The organism is Ruegeria sp. H6 (assembly GCF_056532975.1).
The window spans coordinates 36,762-58,684 of sequence record NZ_JBQFOA010000001.1; the positions used below are offsets into that span (position 1 = coordinate 36,762).

At 54.2% G+C, this 21,923-nt stretch carries 22 protein-coding genes; 12 read left to right on the plus strand and 10 right to left on the minus strand.

Annotated elements, in window-relative coordinates; all coding sequences use genetic code 11:
• Nucleotides 1-6: 6 nt before the first annotated feature.
• On the plus strand, nucleotides 7-1,236 hold the full coding sequence (locus ACR0AG_RS00185; protein ID WP_480835204.1) for an L-rhamnose isomerase: 1,230 nt from the start codon (nucleotides 7-9) through the stop codon (nucleotides 1,234-1,236).
• A gap of 227 nt (nucleotides 1,237-1,463) precedes the next feature.
• Here ACR0AG_RS00185 and ACR0AG_RS00190 read toward each other — a convergent pair whose 3' ends face one another.
• A complete protein-coding gene (locus tag ACR0AG_RS00190; protein ID WP_480835206.1) occupies nucleotides 1,464-2,408 on the minus strand; it encodes a LysR family transcriptional regulator in 945 nt (314 codons plus the stop codon).
• A 65-nt stretch (nucleotides 2,409-2,473) separates the two neighbouring features.
• On the opposite strand from ACR0AG_RS00190, the gene ACR0AG_RS00195 reads away from it, so the two are divergent.
• The 6 genes from ACR0AG_RS00195 to ACR0AG_RS00220 all read left to right on the plus strand — a co-directional run bounded on the left by ACR0AG_RS00195 (nucleotide 2,474) and on the right by ACR0AG_RS00220 (nucleotide 7,557).
• On the plus strand, nucleotides 2,474-3,421 hold the full coding sequence (locus ACR0AG_RS00195) for an MBL fold metallo-hydrolase (RefSeq protein WP_480835208.1): 948 nt from the start codon (nucleotides 2,474-2,476) through the stop codon (nucleotides 3,419-3,421).
• Between the two features lie 2 nt (nucleotides 3,422-3,423).
• Entirely contained in the window at nucleotides 3,424-4,104 is a 681-nt protein-coding gene (locus tag ACR0AG_RS00200; protein WP_480835210.1) for an SDR family oxidoreductase, read from the plus strand.
• Nucleotides 4,105-4,124: 20 nt separating this feature from the next.
• Nucleotides 4,125-4,868 carry an SDR family oxidoreductase gene (locus ACR0AG_RS00205; protein ID WP_480835212.1) on the plus strand — a complete coding sequence of 248 codons (744 nt, stop codon included), beginning with the start codon at nucleotides 4,125-4,127 and terminating at the stop codon, nucleotides 4,866-4,868.
• A 486-nt stretch (nucleotides 4,869-5,354) separates the two neighbouring features.
• Complete coding sequence (locus ACR0AG_RS00210) at nucleotides 5,355-6,704, plus strand: site-specific DNA-methyltransferase (RefSeq protein WP_480835213.1); 1,350 nt, start codon at nucleotides 5,355-5,357, stop codon at nucleotides 6,702-6,704.
• Nucleotides 6,697-7,053, plus strand: a complete 357-nt coding sequence (locus tag ACR0AG_RS00215; protein ID WP_480835215.1) for a DUF5681 domain-containing protein — start codon at nucleotides 6,697-6,699, stop codon at nucleotides 7,051-7,053. The genes ACR0AG_RS00210 and ACR0AG_RS00215 overlap by 8 nt, the downstream gene beginning before the upstream one ends.
• A 99-nt stretch (nucleotides 7,054-7,152) precedes the next feature.
• Entirely contained in the window at nucleotides 7,153-7,557 is a 405-nt protein-coding gene (locus ACR0AG_RS00220; protein ID WP_480835217.1) for a DUF5681 domain-containing protein, read from the plus strand.
• Between the two features lie 29 nt (nucleotides 7,558-7,586).
• On the opposite strand, the gene ACR0AG_RS00225 is transcribed toward ACR0AG_RS00220, so the two are convergent.
• Nucleotides 7,587-8,525: a restriction endonuclease gene (locus tag ACR0AG_RS00225; protein WP_480835219.1), complete on the minus strand. Its 939-nt coding sequence runs from the start codon at nucleotides 8,523-8,525 to the stop codon at nucleotides 7,587-7,589.
• 148 nt (nucleotides 8,526-8,673) lie between these two features.
• Here ACR0AG_RS00225 and ACR0AG_RS00230 point away from each other — a divergent pair, with 148 nt between their 5' ends.
• Nucleotides 8,674-8,802 (plus strand): helix-turn-helix domain-containing protein, encoded by a 129-nt coding sequence (locus tag ACR0AG_RS00230; protein WP_480836838.1) that lies wholly within the window; start codon nucleotides 8,674-8,676, stop codon nucleotides 8,800-8,802.
• Nucleotides 8,803-8,931: 129 nt separating this feature from the next.
• Here ACR0AG_RS00230 and ACR0AG_RS00235 read toward each other — a convergent pair whose 3' ends face one another.
• A complete protein-coding gene (locus tag ACR0AG_RS00235; protein ID WP_480835221.1) occupies nucleotides 8,932-9,240 on the minus strand; it encodes a hypothetical protein in 309 nt (102 codons plus the stop codon).
• A 150-nt stretch (nucleotides 9,241-9,390) separates the two neighbouring features.
• Nucleotides 9,391-9,696, minus strand: a complete 306-nt coding sequence (locus tag ACR0AG_RS00240; RefSeq protein ID WP_480835223.1) for a YciI family protein — start codon at nucleotides 9,694-9,696, stop codon at nucleotides 9,391-9,393.
• 47 nt (nucleotides 9,697-9,743) lie between these two features.
• Between ACR0AG_RS00240 and ACR0AG_RS00245 the strand changes: the two genes are divergently transcribed.
• Nucleotides 9,744-10,658: a LysR family transcriptional regulator gene (locus ACR0AG_RS00245; protein ID WP_480835225.1), complete on the plus strand. Its 915-nt coding sequence runs from the start codon at nucleotides 9,744-9,746 to the stop codon at nucleotides 10,656-10,658.
• 140 nt (nucleotides 10,659-10,798) lie between these two features.
• Here the strand turns inward: ACR0AG_RS00245 and ACR0AG_RS00250 are convergent, their stop codons facing one another.
• The 5 genes from ACR0AG_RS00250 to ACR0AG_RS00270 all read right to left on the minus strand — a co-directional run bounded on the left by ACR0AG_RS00250 (nucleotide 10,799) and on the right by ACR0AG_RS00270 (nucleotide 16,158).
• Nucleotides 10,799-11,134: an NIPSNAP family protein gene (locus ACR0AG_RS00250; RefSeq protein ID WP_480835226.1), complete on the minus strand. Its 336-nt coding sequence runs from the start codon at nucleotides 11,132-11,134 to the stop codon at nucleotides 10,799-10,801.
• A gap of 11 nt (nucleotides 11,135-11,145) precedes the next feature.
• Nucleotides 11,146-11,601 (minus strand): DUF6614 family protein, encoded by a 456-nt coding sequence (locus tag ACR0AG_RS00255; protein ID WP_480835228.1) that lies wholly within the window; start codon nucleotides 11,599-11,601, stop codon nucleotides 11,146-11,148.
• A gap of 136 nt (nucleotides 11,602-11,737) precedes the next feature.
• Nucleotides 11,738-13,537, minus strand: a complete 1,800-nt coding sequence (locus tag ACR0AG_RS00260; protein ID WP_480835230.1) for an NAD(P)-binding domain-containing protein — start codon at nucleotides 13,535-13,537, stop codon at nucleotides 11,738-11,740.
• A gap of 148 nt (nucleotides 13,538-13,685) precedes the next feature.
• Nucleotides 13,686-15,428, minus strand: a complete 1,743-nt coding sequence (locus ACR0AG_RS00265; protein ID WP_480835232.1) for a sigma-54-dependent Fis family transcriptional regulator — start codon at nucleotides 15,426-15,428, stop codon at nucleotides 13,686-13,688.
• A gap of 334 nt (nucleotides 15,429-15,762) precedes the next feature.
• Entirely contained in the window at nucleotides 15,763-16,158 is a 396-nt protein-coding gene (locus ACR0AG_RS00270) for a hypothetical protein (protein ID WP_480835234.1), read from the minus strand.
• 198 nt (nucleotides 16,159-16,356) lie between these two features.
• Here ACR0AG_RS00270 and ACR0AG_RS00275 point away from each other — a divergent pair, with 198 nt between their 5' ends.
• The 3 genes from ACR0AG_RS00275 to ACR0AG_RS00285 all read left to right on the plus strand — a co-directional run bounded on the left by ACR0AG_RS00275 (nucleotide 16,357) and on the right by ACR0AG_RS00285 (nucleotide 21,660).
• Nucleotides 16,357-17,559 (plus strand): MFS transporter, encoded by a 1,203-nt coding sequence (locus ACR0AG_RS00275; RefSeq protein ID WP_480835236.1) that lies wholly within the window; start codon nucleotides 16,357-16,359, stop codon nucleotides 17,557-17,559.
• 233 nt (nucleotides 17,560-17,792) lie between these two features.
• Complete coding sequence (locus ACR0AG_RS00280) at nucleotides 17,793-21,374, plus strand: adenylate/guanylate cyclase domain-containing protein (RefSeq protein WP_480835238.1); 3,582 nt, start codon at nucleotides 17,793-17,795, stop codon at nucleotides 21,372-21,374.
• Nucleotides 21,375-21,402: 28 nt separating this feature from the next.
• Entirely contained in the window at nucleotides 21,403-21,660 is a 258-nt protein-coding gene (locus ACR0AG_RS00285; protein ID WP_480835240.1) for a DUF4242 domain-containing protein, read from the plus strand.
• A gap of 17 nt (nucleotides 21,661-21,677) precedes the next feature.
• Here ACR0AG_RS00285 and ACR0AG_RS00290 read toward each other — a convergent pair whose 3' ends face one another.
• Entirely contained in the window at nucleotides 21,678-21,818 is a 141-nt protein-coding gene (locus ACR0AG_RS00290; protein ID WP_480835241.1) for a hypothetical protein, read from the minus strand.
• Nucleotides 21,819-21,923 lie beyond the last annotated feature (105 nt).

The window sequence follows — 21,923 nt, forward strand, 5'->3', positions numbered from 1 at the left end:
CGGTCCATGAGCTATGAGAGCGCCAAAGCGCAATTCGCTGACTGGGGCGTCGACACTGATGCTGCGATCAAGGCTCTGAGGGACATCCCGATTTCCGTTCACTGTTGGCAAGGCGATGACGTGGTCGGGTTCGAAAACCAGACCAGCACCTCGGGTGGGGGCATTCAGGCAACCGGAAACCATCCGGGCCGGGCTCGTAACCCCGACGAACTGCGGGCGGATCTTGAGTTTGCCTATGCAAATATCCCCGGGTCACATCGGTTGAACCTGCACGCGATGTATATGGACACAGTCGATACCCCGGACCGGGATGAGATCGAGTACCGCCATTTCGAGCCATGGGTTGACTGGGCCAAGGGCATCGGCATCGGGCTGGATTTCAACCCGACCTTCTTTGCCCATAAAAAGGCCGACGACAACCTGACGTTGGCGCACCCCGACAAGGGCATCAGGGACTTTTGGATCGAACATGGGAAACGCACTCGGGACATCGCGGCGCAGATGGGAGCCGCGCTTGGTTCACCTTGCATTAACAACATTTGGGTTCCGGATGGGTTCAAGGATCTTCCTATCGACCGTATGGCGGCACGGGCCCGGCTTGAGGCCTCGCTCGACACCATGTTGGCCGAGGCGAAATCGGATATGCTGGATGCGGTCGAATCCAAGCTTTTCGGCATCGGGGTCGAGGCCTGCACGGTGGGCAGCCATGAGTTCTACATGGGCTATGCGATCCGCAACAAGACACTGCTGTGCCTCGACATGGGACACTTCCACCCGACCGAGAATATCGCCGACAAACTGAGCGCCGTGGCCCTGTCTCTGGATGAACTTCTGCTGCACGTGTCGCGCCCTATGCGTTGGGACAGCGACCATGTGATCATGCTGAACGATGACATCCTGGCGATGGCACATGAACTGGTGAGCGGCGACTTGTTGGGCAAGACCCATATCGGGCTTGATTTCTTCGACGCCACGATCAGTCGCACGGCCGCTTGGGTGATTGGCATGCGCAACATGCAAAAGGCGCTTCTGCAGGCGCTTTTGAAGCCCTGGGATCGCTTGCGAGCAGCGGAGGACGCGCTGGATTTCACAAGCCGGTTTGTTGTGACAGAGGAACTGAAGGACCTGCCCTACGGAGCGGTGTGGTCTGAATTTTGCGCCAGAAACGGCGCGCCCACAGGTACTGAGCTGATCACTAAGCTTGACGCTTATCAGGCCACTGTAGCGGGTCGCTGAGGCACGGCCCAATTTTGTGGAAAGTCTCCGTCTGGACGATCTATGTTGGAAAGAACGCCAAAATTGCATTCGAAAGAAAGCGGTCGTTGCGCCGGTGACCATTGAGCGGCCGCATTGTCCGCAGAGCAGACATTGATGAACGGCGCAGCGAACGGTTGCTCCGAGCCCGAACCTACCAGTTCTCTGCACCTTGGCGAAGTTCCTCTGTTTGTCGTGTTTCGCGAGGCTTAAGGCATTAGCGTCAGAGAGCGCACCTCTTCGATAACCAGGTCTCGGAACCAGTCGATTGCAGGGTCATTCGTGACACGCACATGGCTGAGCAAAGCTACTTCGAAAGACGGAAAATCAAGCGGCGGCTTGTGAACTTCCAGATTGTGTTGGCGGGCGAACCACTCTGCGGCCGTTCCAGGCACATTAGCCAACATCGCGCTCGACTTGAGGATATAAGGAATTGTTGGAAAGTGAGTTACCGCGACCTGCACGTCCCGTTTCTGGCCTGCCTTGGCAAGTGTCCGATCCAATCCGCTCTCCAACGCTCCGTCCAAAGATAGCAGCGCGTGGGGCGTAGCAAGATACTGCTCGCGGGTCAAAGGCCCCAGACAGCCCATTTGCTGTGGATCGTACAAAACCTTGAAATGCTCGCGGTAGATCGGATCAACTCGGTGTCGGTTTTCGATCCCGCTTTCCGGTGTGGCGCTGAGCATGATGTCCGCTTGGTCATCATCCAAGACGCTCAACAAGCTCCGAAAATCCGAATGGCGAACAACGAGCCGTGCATTTGGTGCTTCGGCTCGTAACCGAGCAATCAACCTTGGGACTAGAATACCCTCCAGATCATCAGGCGCGCCAAACCGAAAAATGCGCTCTGTTGTGGCGGGATCAAAAGGTTTGGACGCCCGCACGGCCTGGTCGATTTCCTGCAGTGCGGGCGCGAGCGCCTGCCAAAAGGAATTGGCACGCGCGGTGGGTTCCATGACAGAGCCGACGCGCACAAAAAGAGGGTCGTCGAAAGTATCGCGCAAACGGCCCAATGCCATGCTGATGGCCGACGCTCCCAGGTAAAGCCGGTCCGCCGCGCGGGAGACACTGCGCTCGCGCATCACGGCTGAAAACACGAGCAGCAGGTTCAGGTCGAGTTTCCGTAATTCAATTTCGCTGAATGTATCTTTCATGATGATCAATTTGATTGGGGGTCGGGTGGATGTCAAATTAATCACAACAACCGAGGAGATGAGACATGAACCTAACCCGCAGACAGTTTTCGACGTCCCTGTTTGCTTTGGCCGCATCACTGCCATTGGCCAACAGCGCTTGGGCGAACGTTCCCTACAAAACCGGGCATTACACCTATGAGGGCCACGGCAGTGTGAACACGCACTGGATCGAGACCCCGGACAGCGTGATCGTGATCGACGTCCAACGTGACACGACACATGCGGCCGAAGCCATCGAGGCGATCCGCGCACTGGGCAAGCCGGTCAGCGCCATTCTGATCACCCATGGCCATCCTGATCACTATGTCGGTGTGCACCAGTTCCAGCAGGTCTGGCCCGGTCTCAAGGTCTATGCGTCTCCTGAAACAACACGGGTGATCGAAACCGATCACTACGGCTATCACGAGGTGGTGCGCCAACTGACACCCGACGAAGCGCCGGAGGTTTTTGTTGTGCCGGACCAGGTTTTTGCCAACGGTGCAACTCTCAAGATCGATGGTGTGACGATTGAAACACGCGAAATGGGCCCGGCGGAAGCGACCAGCACGACCGCATTTTACCTTCCTCAAACCGGTGACCTCTACCCTGGCGATCTGATCCTCCACGACATGCACGGGTTCTTCTACGAAGAGCGCTCGGGCCTCGTGCTGGATGCCTTGAATCGCTTGCGGGTGTTGTTCCCCGAGGCTGTTACGGCGCATCCCGGCCACGGCGCGCCGGGCCCGTTCCATGCGCTGATCGACAAGCAAGAGGCATACACCGAAACCGCCCGGACATTCGTGGCGACGGCATTGGCGAACGGCTTGGCCAACGACAACTTGGTCAGTCGCGTGACCGAGGAGCTCAATACCACTTATCCGACCTACGGCATTCCCGGCGGACAGCCGAATATGGTCGAACTAAGCGTGATGGGCCTGGCAAATGAACTGTCCGCCTTGCGTGGCGATCTGCCGACATCCGTAGGGCAATAACCATGTCGCAATCTCTGGAGAACCAACGCGTGTTGATCCTAGGTGGGAGCGGGCAGATGGGTGCAGCCACCGCCCACGCCGTCACGCAGCTTGGGGCCGTGGCGATCCTTGCAGGGCGCAGCCTGGAAAGGCTTGATCAGGTCGCAGCCAGTTTGGACGGTCGGGCAGAGACAGTTGTCGTTGATCTCAGTGCGCCGGACGCCGTCGATGACGTTTTGTCTAAGGCCAAGGCTGACCATATCGTTGTGGCAGTATCAGCAAACGCCTCTGCTTCGGACATTCCGGGCACGACCATTGTGACCGCACAGGACGCCTTCAAACGGTTTTGGGTCAGCTACGCCGCGGTTCAAGCTGCGGCCACGCTTCCGGCGCATGGATCAATTACACTCCTGTCCGGATCAAGCGCCCGGACGCCGGCCCCAGGCTACGGCGTTTGGAGCGCCCTGCACGGGTCCATCGAAGCCTTAGCGCGTGCTGCAACACCAGAAGTGGCACCGGTACGGGTGAACGTCGTTTCACCGGGCGGGATCGGTCTGTCACCTGACCGCCAATTGATCCCGCGGCTTGGCGTCGCTGAAGACATTGGCCAAGCCATCGCGGCCCTTATCGCCAATCCGGCCATCACAGGCGCTGTCCTCGACGTCGATTCCGGCGAACGCAAAGGCACGTGGTCAGCACACTGACCTAAAGAAAGGAAACCCCCATGTCTTCCAATCCGTTCAACCTGACTGATCAAACTGTCGTTGTGGTCGGTGCATCGTCTGGCATTGGTGCCGCGACAGCCCGGTTAACCTCTGAGCTTGGGGCCAACCTCATTCTCGTCAGCAGATCCTTTAACAAGCTGGAGGCCGTCCGACGCGCGCTGACACACCCCGAAAAGGCACGCTCCATTGCTGTCGACTACCTGACCAAAGAAGCGCTTGAAAAGGCATTTGCAGAGATCGAGCGTGTTCATCACGTCATCATTCCAGCGGTTGCCGACGAGAACAAGAAACGCGGTGCATTCTCGACGCTTGGCGAAGACACGATGCGCGCCAGCTTTGACAAGTTCTGGGGTCAAACGTTCGTGGTGCAAACCATTGCCGATCGGTTAGTGCCGGGGGGATCCGTCACACTCTTTGCAAGCGTGGCCGGCCTGAAGCCCTCTGGTGCGGACTCCGGCCTGTCCGTCATGAACGGTGTGCAGGCGGCTGTCATGCAAACCGGTCGATCCCTCGCCATTGAGCTTGCCCCGGTCCGCGTCAACGTGCTCGCACCCGGTGTTGTGTTGACCAATGTCTGGACGGCCGAGCAACGCGAGGAGCTCAAATCCTGGATGGAGAGCACGCTCCCGGCACGCGTTGCCGGAACGGCGGATCACATTGCGCAAGCGGCGGTCTCACTGATGGCCAACCCTTACATCTCCGGGGCAGTCTTTCCCGTCGATGGCGGGTTGCACCTCACGTAGCGGGCCGCCTTTGTGCGGCGTCCCGAACCGGCCATTGGTGCAGCCGCGGCGAAGGTTAACTTTGTCCGCCAATTGGCATTTGCAAATCTCGGTGAGGAACGTCCGCTTTGGACCTTTCTAGGTCGCATGATTGGCTCTGATATTTGTAGCTCAATACTAGCAATAACATTGCTTCTTGAACGAGAGTGTATCGGGTTCAAGTTGGGTTTTTCGGCGTGCTGAACTTCTTCGGTTTGCATGGAGTTTGACGTAGATGCATCGGTGGATATTGAATCTTTCACTGCGATAGTTACATTGATCTTAACTATAAAATGGCCGGAATGATCTTGACGTTGTCTGAGATTGAACCGGGACAGCGCCCGGCTGAAACAAGTGCCCAGACATATATCACGTTAGAATGCGCTTACGTGGACCCGAAGTGAAACCCGGGGCCGCATTGTATCTGACGTTCTGAATTCGGCTCCGCTTAAGTGAGGAGCCAGATCATTGACTGCGCTGAAGATAGTTTATCAATCCCCCACGATCCTGAAGCCGCGGGACAGGAATCCCCGAACGCATTCGAAAAGCCAGATCCGGCAGGTGATGCGCTCGATCGAACACTTTGGCTTCACCAACCCCGTTCTTGTCGATGAGGATAATCGGCTCATCGCGGGGCATGGCCGTGTCGAGGCGGCCAAACAGATGGGTCTGGAGCAAGTCCCAACGATTTGTCTGTCAGGCATGAGCGAAGAAGATATTCGGGCCTATGTCATCGCGGATAACAAGCTTGCCGAAAATGCGGGCTGGGATGCTGGTCTTCTAGCGCTGGAATTCCAGTATCTCGATGAGTTGGAAATCTCGTTTGACCTGACACTCACCGGTTTCGAGTTGCCTGAAATTGATCTGAGCATCCAGTCGCTGAACTTGGATGGCGAACAAGGGCAAGATTCATTGGATCAGGTTCCGATCCCAGTTGGGAATTCACCGGTAACCCGCGAGGGTGATATTTGGCACATTGGCCCTCATCGCCTGATCTGTGGGGACAGCACCGACGCGGAGACCTATGCTGCCTTGCTTGGGTCGGAACGTGCACAGATGGTTTTTACAGATCCCCCTTACAATGTTCCCATACAGGGACACGTTTCGGGCTTGGGGTCGGTACAGCATCGAGAGTTTGCCATGGCGTCCGGTGAAATGTCGCCAGAAGACTTTCAGAGCTTTTTGACATCCGTATTCCAACACCTTGCCTCTTATAGTGAAGACGGTTCCATTCACTTTCAGTGCATGGACTGGCGTCATATGCGTGAAATCCTCGGGGCAGGGGAGGTGGCTTACTCTGAGCTTAAGCATCTCTGTGTTTGGTCTAAGACAAATGGAGGGATGGGATCGTTCTACCGGTCACAGCACGAGTTGGTGTTTGTGTTCAAATCAGGGGCCGGTAAACACATCAACAATATTGAGCTCGGAAAACACGGTAGGAACCGAACAAATGTCTGGACCTATGCCGGAGCCAACAGCTTTGGTGGCGGGCAGGGTGATCTCGAGATGCACCCTACTGTTAAGCCGGTGGCCTTGGTGAGGGATGCCATTCTGGACTGCTCGCTTCGTGGCGGGCTGGTGTTGGACCCATTTTGCGGGTCGGGATCCACGCTTATCGCGGCTGAGCAATCGGGTCGGCGTGGATTTGGGGTCGAGATTGATCCAGCTTACTGTGACGTGATCCTGCGCCGCCTGACGGATACATTCGGCCTGATCCCGCGTCTTGGTGACGACGGGCCAACATTTCAGGCTGTTGCGACGGAACGTGAAAATGAAAGCGTCAGTGCGGCGGTACAGCAGGAGGTGGCCAATGTCTGATAAAGACTACACCGTTGGCTACGGTCGTCCTCCTCGAGATACTCAGTTCCAAAAGGGTCAATCTGGAAATCCAAAAGGAAGGCCTCGGAAAAAGGGGACTGTTGAACTGGATCTGGATCAGGTCCTGGATCAGCATGTCAGAGTTCAAACGCCAGGTGGCAGCAGAAGAATGGATACGCGCGAAGCGGCACTGCGTATGCAGGTTGCGAAAGCGCTTAAGGGAAACATTCAGGCCGCAAAGCACGTGCTAAAGCAGTTTGAAAAAAATGATGCCATAGCGCCGCCACGATCGAAGATACAAACAGGTGTGGTGATCGCACCTAGAGCCTCTTTTAAAAAGCCTGAGTGAGAGAGTTGATGGATTGCTGGGATCATTTGATGAATGGGCGCGTACTGCGGGAAGCAGAGTGTAAATGCCGCGACAACTGTATCTTCAAGGAACCAAACTATGACCGATGGTACTGACCCGATTGAGGACTTCGATCCTCTTTACCCCAACAGGTTCCAAAAAGGAAAATCTGGCAATCCCAAGGGAAGACCGCGCGGCGCGAAAGGGATGAAGTCTATTGTCCAGAGAGTCGCTCATGAAACGCATATCATAACTGAAAACGGTGAACGTAAGCGCGTCTCAACGGTGGACCTATTGCTGAAGACGATTCAGCGCGAAGCTCTAAAGGGCAACCTGAAAGCCAAAATTCTGCTGGATGAACTACAGGAAAAATACAGCCCGCAGGAGTTCAACAACATGGGCTTTGGCTGTCTACTTGTGCCTGAAGGCACCACGCTTGAGACCACGCTGCTCAGGGTCGAAGACGTTGAAGACGATGAAGAACCTTGGCGCCGCCTGACTTAGGTTGAGGTGGACTGTCGCAGTTCAGAGCGTCAGACCATTCGGTCGGACAGCCACTTGAACAATCCGGACTCCAAAGTTTGCGAAGCGAGCACTTTGCCTGTCCAAATGTTCAAGTTCAATTCGCTTTGCCTTGGGAGGGCCAATGCGCCGCGTGGATTGGCACATGCAAATATGAAACGGTTACAGGATCCATCAGCTAAGAACAGATCAATGTAGCTGTCGAGTTCAGCCTGTCCAGCCTGGCTCTTGACCTGAACCCAGGCCGTTTCTCCGGTCAGCGGTTGCTCAAGCACCAGGTCCACATCAGGCATGTTTCCACCCAGCAGGCTAGTGCGCCGCCAACCGTTGCGCAGGAAAATGAGATCAATCAGTGTTTCAAATTCTGCCCAATGCAAGTTCCCAATCATTTGCTCGGTTAGGCTATGCATTTCTGCGATGAGTGCATTGGCGCTTTGTTGAAGTGGATGGCGTTCTCCCCGGATTGATCGCAACAGGTAGTCCTGAGCCTCGACACGGCATATTGTCCGCCTGTATGAAGCTGTTTTTGTAAGCGCTGAACTCAGGGTGTTGAGTTGTAGAGGAGTGCCAGCAAGCGACATTTTGGACCAGCCACTTTGTGTGGTTCGCCAACGAACCGGGCCTGACGATGTTACCTTGGATAGTTCGATCTTATCTCCCGCAAGCGCCCACCACAGATGCCCGCGAGCCATCGTGATCCAAAGTGCTCCTTCTGGCAGGTCATAGAAGTCTTTTAGTTCCCGGATGTCTTCTTTTGCAGCCTGAATTCCGCGTCCGGCCTGGGTCATCCTTATTAGCAACATCTCCCAATCGCCTGCCAGACACAGTGCATGATCGGCTAGGTCAAAGTCGACAGGGATGACCGCGTTCTCAAGGGCATAATCAACATGTTTGCCGCCAGAGCCTAGCTTTACATATCGCACATCTGGTGGGTTCAACTGGTCTTGCATGTGCCGCGCCTTGTCGTCGATTGGTGACATAGAAGCGCTTCGATTGGACGAGAAGTCAACTGAATATGTCACTGATCGTCTGTAGACCGATCATCTGCATCACTGTCCAAGAAACGATATGGATGTGCAGAACCGCCTGGCAAAAAACATGCGACGCTTGCGGCAGATGAAAGGCTGGTCGCAGGAGGAGTTCGCGCATCGGTCGGATATTCACAGGACGTATATCGAGCGATCTCGAGCGCAGTGCCCGAAACCCTACGATTACCGTTGTGGATAGACTGGCTACCGCGCTTAATGTCTCGCTAGGTGAGTTGTTGGACTAGCTCTACGGATTGACTGACCACCGATCCAGTGCAAGCCCGTACGCCCGCTTTGCGCAATCCAAAGTTGGTGTTTTGCTTCAGGTTCACCCACTCTGACGGGCTAAGAGCTCAATCGCCCGCATACGCGCGGCGGCGTGTTGCAGCAGGACCTGGAGGGACTGAACAAGCTCTATTGCTTCTTCTGGGCTAATCTTCGATCGCTGGCCTCTGAGAGCTTGCGATGCCGCGTCCTCCAAACTACCCGTTAGCTTTGCAAAAACGAAATTGAGCTGTTCACGGGTTGTGTCGTCCATGCCAGCAGTACCGCTTGCCAAGCCATGGAAGTCGAGCAATTTCTTTATTTGCTGCGGATTATAACAAAAAACGCTTTGTGCAAGCCGGTGTTCAACCATAGTCGCCGTCACTGCGGTGAGGCCCGTAAGAGGAGACATTCGCTGCAGGCGCAAAACCAGAGGGTGGCTGAACTTACGCTATGCGGACTAAGCGAGCTTTCGCTGCGGCTGTACTAATATCCTCTATGAGGTTGCCCACATCCTGATACTTCAGCTCGGATGGATCAAACGCCCCCCGTCGGCGTAGACCTGTTTCCATTTTATGATCGAATACGATTTTCTGAGGCCAGTCGACCAAAACGGGTCTTCATGCACTAATCGCTCCACGTCGTCCTCTGAATCAGCTTCCACAATCCACAAACCGTCGCGTCCTTGACCTTCGGCGTCGGACAAAGGGCCTGCAGCCTCGATCTTGCCCGCGTTCCTCTCTAAGAAATCGAGGTGCTTGGTCATGTGTGTTTTGCGGATATCTGGATCGGCGTCCGGTGCGTCTTCGAACAGGATGATAAACTTCATTTGTTTCTCCCCTTCATTTTGGTGGAACCAACATTGCCACATCAAAATTGAAGATTGAGTCAGCAAGATCGACGACTTACTCTGCGGAAATGCAGGGACACGATTGGAACGACCTCAAGTACCTCTTAGCGCTTCACCGTGAAGGAAAACTAACTGCAGCGGGGCGGACGGTTGGCGTCAGCGATACGACGGTGGCCCGTAGGGTAAAGAAGCTCGAAGAGGCACTGGCGACGACACTGTTCTTACGCAGCGCAAATGGACGGTACGAACCAACGGACGCGGCGCTGCAGATTCTGTCACACGCCGACAGCATCGAAGCAAGTCATGCTGCGATAAGCGCAATTTCGGGCGAAAGCACCAACAAGGTTTCGGGTTCCGTGCGCTTGAGCGCCGTACCCGTTATTGTGAACCGTTTTTTTGTTCCACAGCTTCCTCTTTTGACTCGTCTGCATCCAGACCTCAGAGTCGAGCTTGTTCCGAGTTCGGACAATCTGGACTTGTCCAAGCGTGAAGCCGATCTTTCTGTGCGCTTTGCACGTCCATCTGATGGGGGACTGCGCACCAAAGCCCAAAAGCTGGGCGAGTTGTCATTCGTTGCCTGCGCCGCCAAGAGTATCTTGCCCGAGCATTATGAATCATTGGGCTGGATCACCTATAACGAGGCACATTCTCGCCTGCCGCAGGCGCGTTGGCTTGAAAATACGGCGAATTCTGAAGACTTGTGTGCCGGTTTGCGGGTAACGGATGTTGAGACGGCGCTGCAGGCCGTTGTGGCGGGCATTGGAAAGACGCTACTGCCAAGAGCAGTCGTTTTGTCCGATCCACGATTGCAAGCGATCGAGCCAGAAGCTTGCGCCAAGTTTCCAAGCAGGGAGGTTTGGATGTTGTCGCATGTGGACCAGACATCAAGGGTTTCAATTACGGCAGTTAAAGAGTGGTTGATGAGTTTGAACTGGCACTGAAACGCGACTTAAAAGCGGCTAATTGTACGAGGCACAACGTCGCTCAAGACGCGCTTTCAGAAAATCTTATCTGCGAGGTGTTCGGATGCCAGCTTTATGCGGCTATGTCTACTATTTAACCGTCGAGTTTGATTGGCTACCTATTCAAAATCAATTGCAGCCTTCGGGTCCCCTTCGAACACAGGGCGCATGAAATATCGGACGTGGCGCTTGATGCATCCAGTCTCACGAGCAAATCTGAAGACGGCCTGGCACTCTTCGTCTGTCTCGATTTTTTGCCGGTAGCTTTCGTATTCCGCTAAGCTTTGGAAAGAAAAGGATGCTGTCGCAAAGTCGCTAGGTCCCTCATGGGGCAAAAGATACCCATGATGCTTTCCGCCAAAGCGATCAACAAGCGCGATCCAAGAACGGGCATATGCTTCGAACTCTCTAAGTTTTCCGGGCGTAATCTCATATTGAATAAAGCATGTAATCATTTTTACCCCAATTAAACAGCGTCCGGTCCTACCTCATGTAACAAAACAAAATGGGTTTCTTGAATCTGTTTGTTCATTGCGACGTGCAAACCGTTCAGCGGTTCGGTCCGCATTCCGACGTAATCCCATGCGTCAAGCGAGGCCTGATGGGAGTGAAACCGCATCTCTAGCACGACAGCTACGTCGGGAAAGCGTGTATCGTAGCCTTTGTGATGTGCACGTCGCCAGAGCCGATGCGACATCATGTAACCAGCTTCGTTGAGATGGTCGCAAAAGGCATCGAATGCAGTCTTGAACGTCGTTAAATCGTGTCCCGATCTCAGGTTGAAGGCTCCAAACATCGAGCAAGTTTTTGGCGTCTGTTCCGTCATTCTTCGGTTTCCGGCTTTTTTGCTAGCCCATCTTTGATCCACGAAATCAGGCGTTGCTGTTACGTCCACGACAAAGCGCTGTTGAAAACCGGTCATTCGCCGCGAGATCCGTGAACGACCGTTCCGGGGTGGAACGCCTTTAGCGGCGCGGTGCACGAACTGGGCAGACGCGGACAGAGCGGACTTTCAATCGAGTAAATTGAAAGTCCGCATATTAGTTGTTGCGCATGCCTTAACTGAGATGATGCACTTCTTGAAGGTCGTAGACCTGCGTCGGGATACCCTCCATCCGGGCCTTTATCTGCAGCGACAGGAACTGTGAATAGTGCCGGGACTGATGCAGGTTTCCACCATGCATCCAAAGGTTCTGAACCTGTGTCGGCTTCCACATATTGCGTTGCTCGCCTTCCCAGGGCCCCGGGTCTTTGGTCGTATCAGAGCCCAGGCCCCAGCATTTCCCAAGCCGGTCCGCCATTTCCTGACCCATCAAATCCGCGACCCAGCCGTTCATTGAGTTATACCCAGTCGCATAGACCACCAGATCGGCATCCAGATGCGTTCCGTCATCAAGGATAACTCCGGTTTCATCAAGCGCGGTGACTTGACCGCGTTTCAGCTTGATCTCGCCGTCAATGATCAACTGGCTGGCCCCGATATCGATGTAGTAGCCCGATCCGCGGCGCAGGTATTTCATGAAAAGCCCGCTGTCGTCATCGCCCCAGTCCAGCCAGAACCCGGCCTTTTCCAGGCCGTCATAGAACTCTTTGTCCTGCTCTTTCATCGCGGCATAGGCCGGAATCTGGAATTCATGAAGAATGCGGTAGGGCAGCGAAGCAAAGATCAGATCGGCCTTTTCGGTCGTCATGCCAGACCGCACTGCACGTTCAGAATAGAGATCGCCCAGTCCGATTTCCATGAGCGTGTCCGAGCGGACAATATGGGTTGAGGACCGCTGCACCATTGTCACATCGGCATCGTTTTCCCAAAGCGCCGCACAGATGTCATGGGCCGAGTTGTTGGACCCCACCACGACAACTTTCTTGCCTGCCCATCTGGCCGGCCCGTCGTGTTCCGAGGAATGAGCCTGCTCACCGTTGAACACATCCATGCCGGGAAAATCAGGCATGCGTTTCTTGCCGGACATACCCGTCGCCATGATAAGATGTTTGGGCCGCAGCACAACTTCTTCACCATCCCGGTCTACAGTGATGGTCCATTCGCCCTTGTCTTCATCGAAGGTGGCGGATTTGGCCGTCGTGCGCGTCCAATAGTTCAGCTCCATCACTTTGGTGTACATCTCAAGCCAGTCGCCGATCTTGTCCTTGGGCGAGAACACGGGCCAATTTTCCGGGAACTTGATATAGGGAAGATGGTCGTACCAGACCGGATCATGCAGGCAGAGGGATTTGTAGCGATTGCGCCAACTGTCGCCAGGCCGGTCATTCCGTTCAACGATGATCGTCGGGACACCCAGCTGACGCAGCCGCGCGCCCATGGCGATCCCACCCTGACCACCGCCGATGATGACGCAGTAGGGCTGAGTCTTGTAGCCCAGTTCAGCCTCTTCCTGCGCCCGTTCTTCTGCCCATGTGGTCCTGTGTTTCCCCGCACCATGCTTGGCCCCAAGTGGACGATTGAACCCTTTGGGCTCTTCATGACCTTTCAGCTCGACCATCGTGGTCAGCAGGGTCCATATCTTGCCATCCTTGAGGCGGATCAACCCGTAGCCGCGTGCCACCTCGGTTTCGAACTCGATCCAAGCGGTGGTTATTCCGCCGTCTTCGGTGGGCACTTCACCTTCAGCTATTTTCCAACCACTCGGCTTGGTTGTGGCCAACTGATGCGTAAGCATATCTGCCACCTGCGCCTTGCCTTCGACCGTTTTAAAATTCCAGGTAAAGCTGACCAGATCGCGCCAATAGCAATCGTCCTGGAACATATCACAGGCGGCATCGATATCGCCTTGTGACAACGCCGCACCGAAGTCATCCAGAAATCCCTGCACCTGATCCGAGAGTGTTGTGTCGAGCATGTTATCCTCCCTATCTCCACGGAGCAGAAGGCTGGCAAATCCGCGACCTTTCGGGCAAGCGTATTTGGCGCATCAACACTTGGTTCGGTCCAAAAACGCCATTGCTTGTTGCGCGCGCAACAAGGGCGCAACACGGGTACATATGCGTTTAAGCGGGTGGTCTAAGCCCTGCTTTTCGCATTCGGCGCAGGATCGTCGATCGGTTCACACCAAGGCGCCTGGCCAGTTGGGACATGTTCCAGTCGCAAGCATGCAAAAGTGCTTCCAGATCATCTGAGTCCTGCTTTTGCGCAGGGGCGAGCGCCGGGGCTGGCAAATCCGTCAAGTCGATGATGTTGTCCTGACACAGGGCGACCGCGCTGTGCAGCAGATGTTCCAGTTCACGAATATTGCCGCTCCATAGTCGTGATTTCAGATCGGCGCGCGCGACTGTCGACAGGTGAATATCATGGCTTGCAAACCGTCGAAGCAGGCGATCAATTAGCCAATCCAAATCCGCTCGGTGGCGCAAAGGCGGCAGAGAAAATGTGGCCCCCGCAATCCGGTGCAGCAGATCTTCACGCAGAACGCCCTGCAATCCCGCCGGGGGCTGCCGACATGAGGCAATGATCCTCAGATTAGCCCGCCGCTCAAGCACTGCTAAAAGAGAGGCCTGTGCAGGCTCGCTCAGGTCTTCAACACCGCGCAGGTACAGCGTGCCGGGGTCGATGGTTTGGCAGAAATCGAATGTCTCGGTATCGCAACAGATCACTGTGTGGAAATCCTGTCTCGCAGGATCGGCCATGTGGATCGCACGCGCCAGTTTGGTCTTGCCCGTGCCGCTTTCACCAGTCAGCAAAAGCGGCAGGCTGGTCGGTGCAAGACGGGCTGCTTTGTTCAAAAGCTGCTGAAGGTCCGCATCCGGCCCAGCAAAACTGCCAAGGGCTCCGGGCAGAACCTGTTCTCGCTTGCGCAGGGCCGCAGTCATCTGCGACGTCTGTGGCGCAACGGCATGACCATAGAGCGCGCGTCCGTCTTTGAGGTATAGAACGCGGTCTTCGGACGGTCTGCCGCGCATGAACTCCGGCATGTCATCAACACTGATTTCAAGCCAGTCCTGCAATTGCGACCCGATCAGGTGGCCCGAACCGTCCGGGTCCAGTGCGCGTCGGGCCCCCGAGGTCATACCAATGATCTTGCCGCTTCCGTCCACTGCAACCGCCGCTTCAGGATCGACCTCAAGAAATTCGGGGCTTGCTGAAAAGCGCAGGACCCAATCGCGCCTGGTCGATGCCATCAGGTTTGCCATCTCGACGCGTCGGGCGGAATTCGTCACCAATGTCATGGCCAGATTCTGCGACGCCTTAGGCGAAGGGCCACGCAACAACGAAACATCCAGAACAGCCGCAAGACCACCTTTGGTATCGAAAATAGGCGCTGCCGTACAAGACAGCGGCGTATGCGTGATCGAAAAATGATCCCCCTGATGGATCGTCACCGGCTGACCTGTAACGATACACGACCCTACCCCGTTCGTTCCTGCCAACTCTTCCGTCCACTTGAATCCCAGATGAAGACCGGCAGTTCTGAGTTCGTCCTCAAAGTTCCGGTCGCCAAAGAAATCGACGCAAACGCCATCCGCATCAGCAAGCAGCAAGACGTAGTTCTGCCCTGCCACCTGCGCAAACAGCGATTGCAGTCCCGAGCGCGCTGTTGCGATCAGACGTTCGGATTGTTCTAGATGTTCACGGAATTTGGTGTCAGGCAAGATGTGCGCTGGTTCCTGCCGTGAGGGATCCATGCCGTAAGTTTCAACACAGCGCTGCCAGCTATCCGCGACAAGTCGGTCTCGCCCTGTATCGAATCCGCTTAAGACACGGTCAATCTCTTTTGAGTGCTGGCGATCCAACAACTTCCCGTCCTACAAATCTCCCATTAAATTAGCATGAGGATGGCTTCGCGCCTATGTTCAAATTTCGTCCGGTAAGTGATTGGCGCTTCGCTTCGAGAAGCTTACCTTCGTTGAACGCGCAGCATTGGGCCGTTTGGGCTCAGAACGGACCTCGGTGCCGTTGCAGCATTTGCTCAGCATCGTTTCAGCGCCAGATCGCGGGCGGCCCATAGCGGTCACTCGACTGAGTACCTGAATGCTGCAGTCGCAGCTCGCTTTCCGGACATTCGCTGCACGAGAGAAATTTGCAATTAACTAGATTTACGTTGAACAGGATACAATGAATCAACAAATTTTATTTGCTGGAGGCCGTGGACCATATCTTGGCTGAAATCCTGGATGGCAGGAGGTCCTTGAAGGAATGCCCTGGTTGCCACTCCACTTCGTGTATCTCATGAATGGTTTGGATATCCTCAACGGTCAGCCGATCAAGCAGATTTAGACCGGTAGAAGACCGGATCGCTTTGAGCACCGACGTCTTATGCACAGGTGATCTGGCGACGACGTTGCCGAACTCGTCTTGATGCGCATCCATAGTGGGTTCGTAAAACCCATCTTCGATCATACCGCCAAATAAGCAGCATGCGCCCTCATGTCGGTATGCGCCAACGCCGAATTGCGGATTGAACGCTTTTTTATCTTGCGCTTCGAGGCGGGCAATGGCGGTGTCAAACAGGTCTGCAACACTCATATTGGTTTATCCTCGTTCCACTGGGTAAGTTCGCAAAAACTACGTGTATAATGATATCAACATCGACAATGCACGCCAGCGGGTCGAGGCACAATCTATGGCAAGAAGTTCAGCGCGATGAGTGGCTCAGACAAGCCAGCGGGTTCAACGGGGAAAAAGAACCGCGCGTACCTACTTTGGGGTGGCATTGCGGATTCCTTGTCCGACATTCTTGCCAGCCCGAGCATTGTACTTCCGTTTTTGTATCTGGCACTTGGGGCTCCCCAATTTCTCGCGGGGCTGCTTCTTCCATGTGTAAAGGGTGCTCGTATTGTTGCTGAAGCCGTGATGTCTCCGTATGTGCGGTTGGGAGAACGCTCCAAAAAAGCGATGATACTCCCCAATTTCGTCATTGCTTTGGTTCTAACCATCTTGGCGTTGTCGGGTGCAGCCCTTTCCGATGGGATCGTCATGGTGCTGTTTGTGTTGGTGGCCTTGGTAGTTGGCTGCTGCTACGGAATCTGGGCTTTGGGCAGCAACCACATCTATGGGTCGGAACTCGAAGAAGAAGAACGCGGGCAGATCGTCTTCACACAACTGGCACTAAGCTGCATCATAGCGATAGCCCTTGTGTGGGCCACACGGACGCTGATGGCCGGAGAAACTCCGTTCGAGCGACATCGCGTTTTGCTTTGGTTGGGTGTGCTGGCACTTTTGGTTTCGTGCTTTTGCATGTTCCGACTTGTGCTCACAAAAACCCCTGATGAAGTTGGCAATCCAGAGGCCCCCGAGGAAAAAGAGTCCTTTTTCAATCAGGTTTCGCGTGGTTGGTCCTTAGCGCTTCAATATGCGTGGTTCCGACGTTTCCTCGTCGCGCGATTGTTCTTTTTGTCAGTCGAACTGGCCACGCCGTTCTACACAATTCATGCGGCGACATATCACCTGTCTACTCCGCATATCCTGAGCATCTTCGTTACCGCGACAAGCGCGGGACGCGCGCTTGGCGCAATCTTGTGGCGGCGCGTTGTACGCAAGTCGATCCGCTACACAATCGCCGGCGCGTCGATGATCGCGTGCCTTTCGGCGCTTATGGCGATTGGGTTCGACTTGTTCGGCTTGGCCAGTAACCCCTGGGTTTATGCCGCAACGATCTTTTTTCTGTCCTTTGGGATCGGTGGGGAAACTGAAGGACGGTACTTGTATTTACTCTCGATGTCGTCTGACACAAATCGCCCTTATATGGTCGCGCTCGCGGACGCAGTTGCAGGTATTGGCGGGATCATCTTCGCTGCAGTGCTTGGCCTGGTTGCGCAAATTCAAAGCGTCCTGATCCCGTTAACCGTGCTAGCAGTGCTTAACGCTATTTCTGTCTATCTGGCCCTGTCGCTGACTGAGAAAACAGAAAAAACACCTTCGGGGTAATTCGCCCGAGCTGAGAGTTGAAATTTGTCGACAACTAATGCTGCTTTCAAAGTGAAACCATCAAATGCGTGCAGCCAATCAGCCAGTCAAGTAAATCTAGAATGCTTCAGCAAAAGAGCCGGAATTGTCAGACGGTCCGAAGATAAATGAATGCAGAAGCTATTCATTGATTTGCAAGTCCGTGTCGAAAGCGTTTTCTTGATTAGTTTCGCGTATCTCAGCATGATCCAAAGATGTCGGCTGAAATAGACAAATTGTTAAACGATCTCGAATTGAGTCAGTACGCAGATGTTTTTGCGGAAAACGATATTGATGCGCGTGTATTGCCACTACTGTCTAGCGACGACCTAAAAGAGCTCGGGGTAAGCCTCGGTCACCGTAAAATCATCCTCGCTGCGATTCATGAGCTGGTCGGCAAACAGCACGCAGATTCGTCGTCACAAGCTGCTCGTGAACAAGCGCGCGCCTCAGACTACTCCCAAAGTGATGATCCGCCAAAACGGGAGCATAGGGAACCGGCCACCGCAGAGAGACGTCACGTAACAGTCTTATTTGCCGATCTCGTCGGTTCGACGGAACTCATCAATCGTTTTGATCCCGAGGACATGCGAGACTTGCTGCAGAACTACCAAGATGCCGTTGCAGGAGCCGTAAGTCGTTATGGTGGTTACGTTGCAAAATACCTGGGCGACGGTCTTCTTGTGTTTTTTGGCTGGCCAAGGGCTTACGAAGATCACGCAATTCGGGCGATAAAAGCCGGTCTTGAGGCCGTTCGTCGTGTCAGTGAGCTTAGTACACCGGACGGACAGCGCTTATCGGTGAGGCTAGGTGTTGCGAGCGGCGATGCCGTGGTCGGCGACACCATCGGCGAAAACACATATGAGGAAGGGGCCATGACCGGGCCGGTCGTCAATCTTGCGGCGCGGATTCAGGAACATGCAGAGCCAAACACAGTCGTATTGTCAGTGGAGGAAACCGACACAGCTTTGCATCGGATATTTGAATTTAAGTCTCTTGGGAAGACAGAACTAAAGGGTTTTGCTGAACCACGTACTCTGTTGAAAGTGGTGTCGGAACGCAGTGCGGAAAGCAGGTTTAGAGCCTCGCATCGTGATGATGTCGATAGTGCAATGATCGGCCGGGACTACGAAAAGGGTATTCTTCTACAATCATGGAAACGTGCTCAGAATAGCCACGGAGAGGTCGTTCTGCTGTCCGGTGAAGCCGGCATTGGAAAATCGCGGCTTACAGAGGAATTCCTTGCAGCTATCGCGGAGAATGACCACGCCGATGTCATAAGACTGAACTGCTCCCCTTATCTCAGTAGTAGCCCCTTTCATCCGGTTGCCCAACGAATATCTCAGGACGCAGGTGTTGAACCAGACTTCGATGACAATCTGATCCTTGACCACGTCAGGAAGATGCTTGAAGGACGGCCAGGGCTGGACTGGGAACAAGTTCTGCCTGTCTTCGCAGCGTTGGTCGCACCTCGAAGTGCACTCGCACAAAAGGTGCTTGAGATGTCACCGCAGGAGCAGCGTGACATAACAATCCAAACTTTGATCCACACCGTACAAGTGCGATCAAGCGTGCGTCCGGTAATTCTGTGCGTCGAAGATGCTCATTGGATTGATCCTTCCACACAAGCCTTGTTGGAGAGATTTAAGTCGATATGCACCGATCTTCCTCTGATGATCTTGATAACCCACAGGCCTGGTTGGGAATTGGTCCGAGACGATGGAGACATGCACGTTCAGTCTCTTGTGCTGCGTCGGTTCGATTCCACACATGTCTCAGACCTTGTCGAGAACATTACAGGTAGGAAGCCGGACGAAGCCTTGGTTGCTGCAATCATTGAAAAGACAGATGGTGTACCTTTGTTCGTTGAGGAGTTGACGCGAGCGATTGTGGAGGCTGGAGAGCAAGGACAAATCCACATACCGTCGTCTTTAAAAGGCGCGTTGATGGCACGTCTCGATGCGGTTTCGCCTGAGGCAAAACAGGTTGCACTTACAGGTTCAGTAATTGGCCGAGAATTTGAACCGAGCATATTGAATGCTGCGATGCGCCTGACAGGTTCTGATATCAACACACGCCTCGAAGAACTTTCTCGAACAGGCATAATCTTTGAGAGCGGTCACAATCGCGGGCACTTTGTATTCCGTCATGCCCTTATACGCGATACCGCCTATCAGTCCATGCTAAGCTCAACTCGAAAACAACAGCACGCAGATGTGGCGCGTGCGTTGATACAGACAAGGTCCGCCGAGATCGCGCGTCGTCCGGAACTGGTCGCCCACCACCTTTCGGAAGCTGAAGACTGGAGGGCCGCGTTCGAAAAATGGCAGATTGCGACAGAAATGGCTTTGGCGCGATCTGCCAGCCAAGAAGCGATGACGAACGCCGAGGAAACCCTACGCGCAGCCGAAAATCTCGGCTCAGATTCAAATTCAGAACTGATCAAAGGCAACATCCTTGTTGGCCGAAGCCATGACAGTCTGGGCCAATTGCCTGAAGGGATAGCAGTTCTGAAAGAAGCTTCCAATGCGGCCCGGGCGATGCACGATGTGGAGTTGGCTGCTGATGCGGCAAACCACTTCGCTGACTCATGCATGATGTCGAGCGAAAGGCACGGCGAGGCAATCGAGCTCTGCGATAGTGCACTAAGAGATTTGCCGGACGATGATGAAGTCCGGCGGTGCAGATTGATGAGCCAGCTCGCGCGAGCCCACATGTTTGTCGGTCAGTTTCCCGAAGGGGCGAGTTTCGGCCAGAAATCCATGGAGCTGGCTGCAAAACTGGGAGACTATAAATCTCAGTTCTCAGTAATGATGATGCATTTTGGAGCCCCATTTGTAGCGCGGAGGGGCAGAGAAGCCCACCTTTGGCGGGAAAACCTGGAGGCTATGCATGGTGTGGCCGAGCATCTTGGCAGTATCGATCAAGGGCGAGACCGAACTCTAAGCTTGTTTGTGGGTGCCGAGATGGCCGACCGCGCGTTGATGGACCATTCTCTGGAACTGCTTACCGAGATTTCGGAAAAGGACAATCATCTGCAGCTCTATTGGGTTCAGAAGCACGCGCGCGCCATGGTTGCAATTATGGATGGCGATTTTGAACAAGCCGAGAAACACGCCACGGAAGCGGTGAAAATTGGTCGAAAAACCCATGGGGAACATGTTGAGGGCGTTTTCGGGGTTCAGATGTTCACCATCCGCCGCGAGCAAAACCGACTGCACGAGGTCGCGCCTGTGGTCAAAAAACTTATGACAGAAAGCCCTGAAGACAATTCGTGGAAGCCGGGTTTCGGCCTTATTGCCGCCGAGCTTGGATACAAGGAACCTGCAGAGCGCATATTGAATGAAATGGCCGATAACGGCTTTGATCTTCCACCCGACGCCATGTATTCAACGACATTGTCATATCTGGCCGACATATGCGTCGCCATCGAACATCAGGAACACGCAAAGACACTCTATGGAATACTTGCTCCCTACGAAGAACTGACCATCACCGCAGGTGCAACCACAGTTTGCACTGGAGCAGCTGCGCGACGCTTGGGCAGTCTAGGCATGGTGTTGAAAGACTGGGATGTCACCGAGAAGATGTTCCAGAAGGCAATAGAAATAGACACTCGCATGAAATGCCCTCCTTGGATTGCGCACAGCAAGGCGGCATATGCAACTGCATTAAGGCGGAGGGGCCGTCCGAATGACGTAGAACAAGCGTTTCAGCTGGAAGGGGAAGCGTTGGCAATTTCACAGAAATTGAGTATGGTTTCCCTTAGGTCAAAGCTCGAAGGAGTAGCGAGTTAAGGTAAGAAATCTGTTTTTGGGGGACTTTATGCCAAGATACATAATTGAAAGAAAATTTGCCGAGCAGCTGAACGTCACCGATGACGACAAAATCCACATCAAAGAGATCAATGATGAAGCTGGCGTTGAGTGGATTTTTTCGTTTCTCAGTGCAGATAAGCGCAAAACTTATTGCCTGTACGAAGCCCCTGATGAAGAAAGCCTGAGAAAGGCGGCCGAGCGCCTGAATATTCCTGCAGATGTCATAACGCCCGTGGACCGGATCGATCCGGGAGTATTCGCTTGACAAGCAGGGATTAATTTTCAATTCAGTGCAAGGCTTTCACGGAACACCGCGACGGAAGTATCGGTCAGTTGGGGCAGCCCCGCAAGAAGCCCGAGCTGACGAATCCGCAATTGGCCGATGGCAACCTGATCTTTCTTACGAACTTCTGGGTGGCCCATATAGTGTTGCAGTTATAGGCAGCTCACGAAGCTTGGTGGGACGACTCCCTACAGGTTTTGAGCGCTGCCGGCGGCGACCTGCTTATTTCCGGACCAATAAAAAAC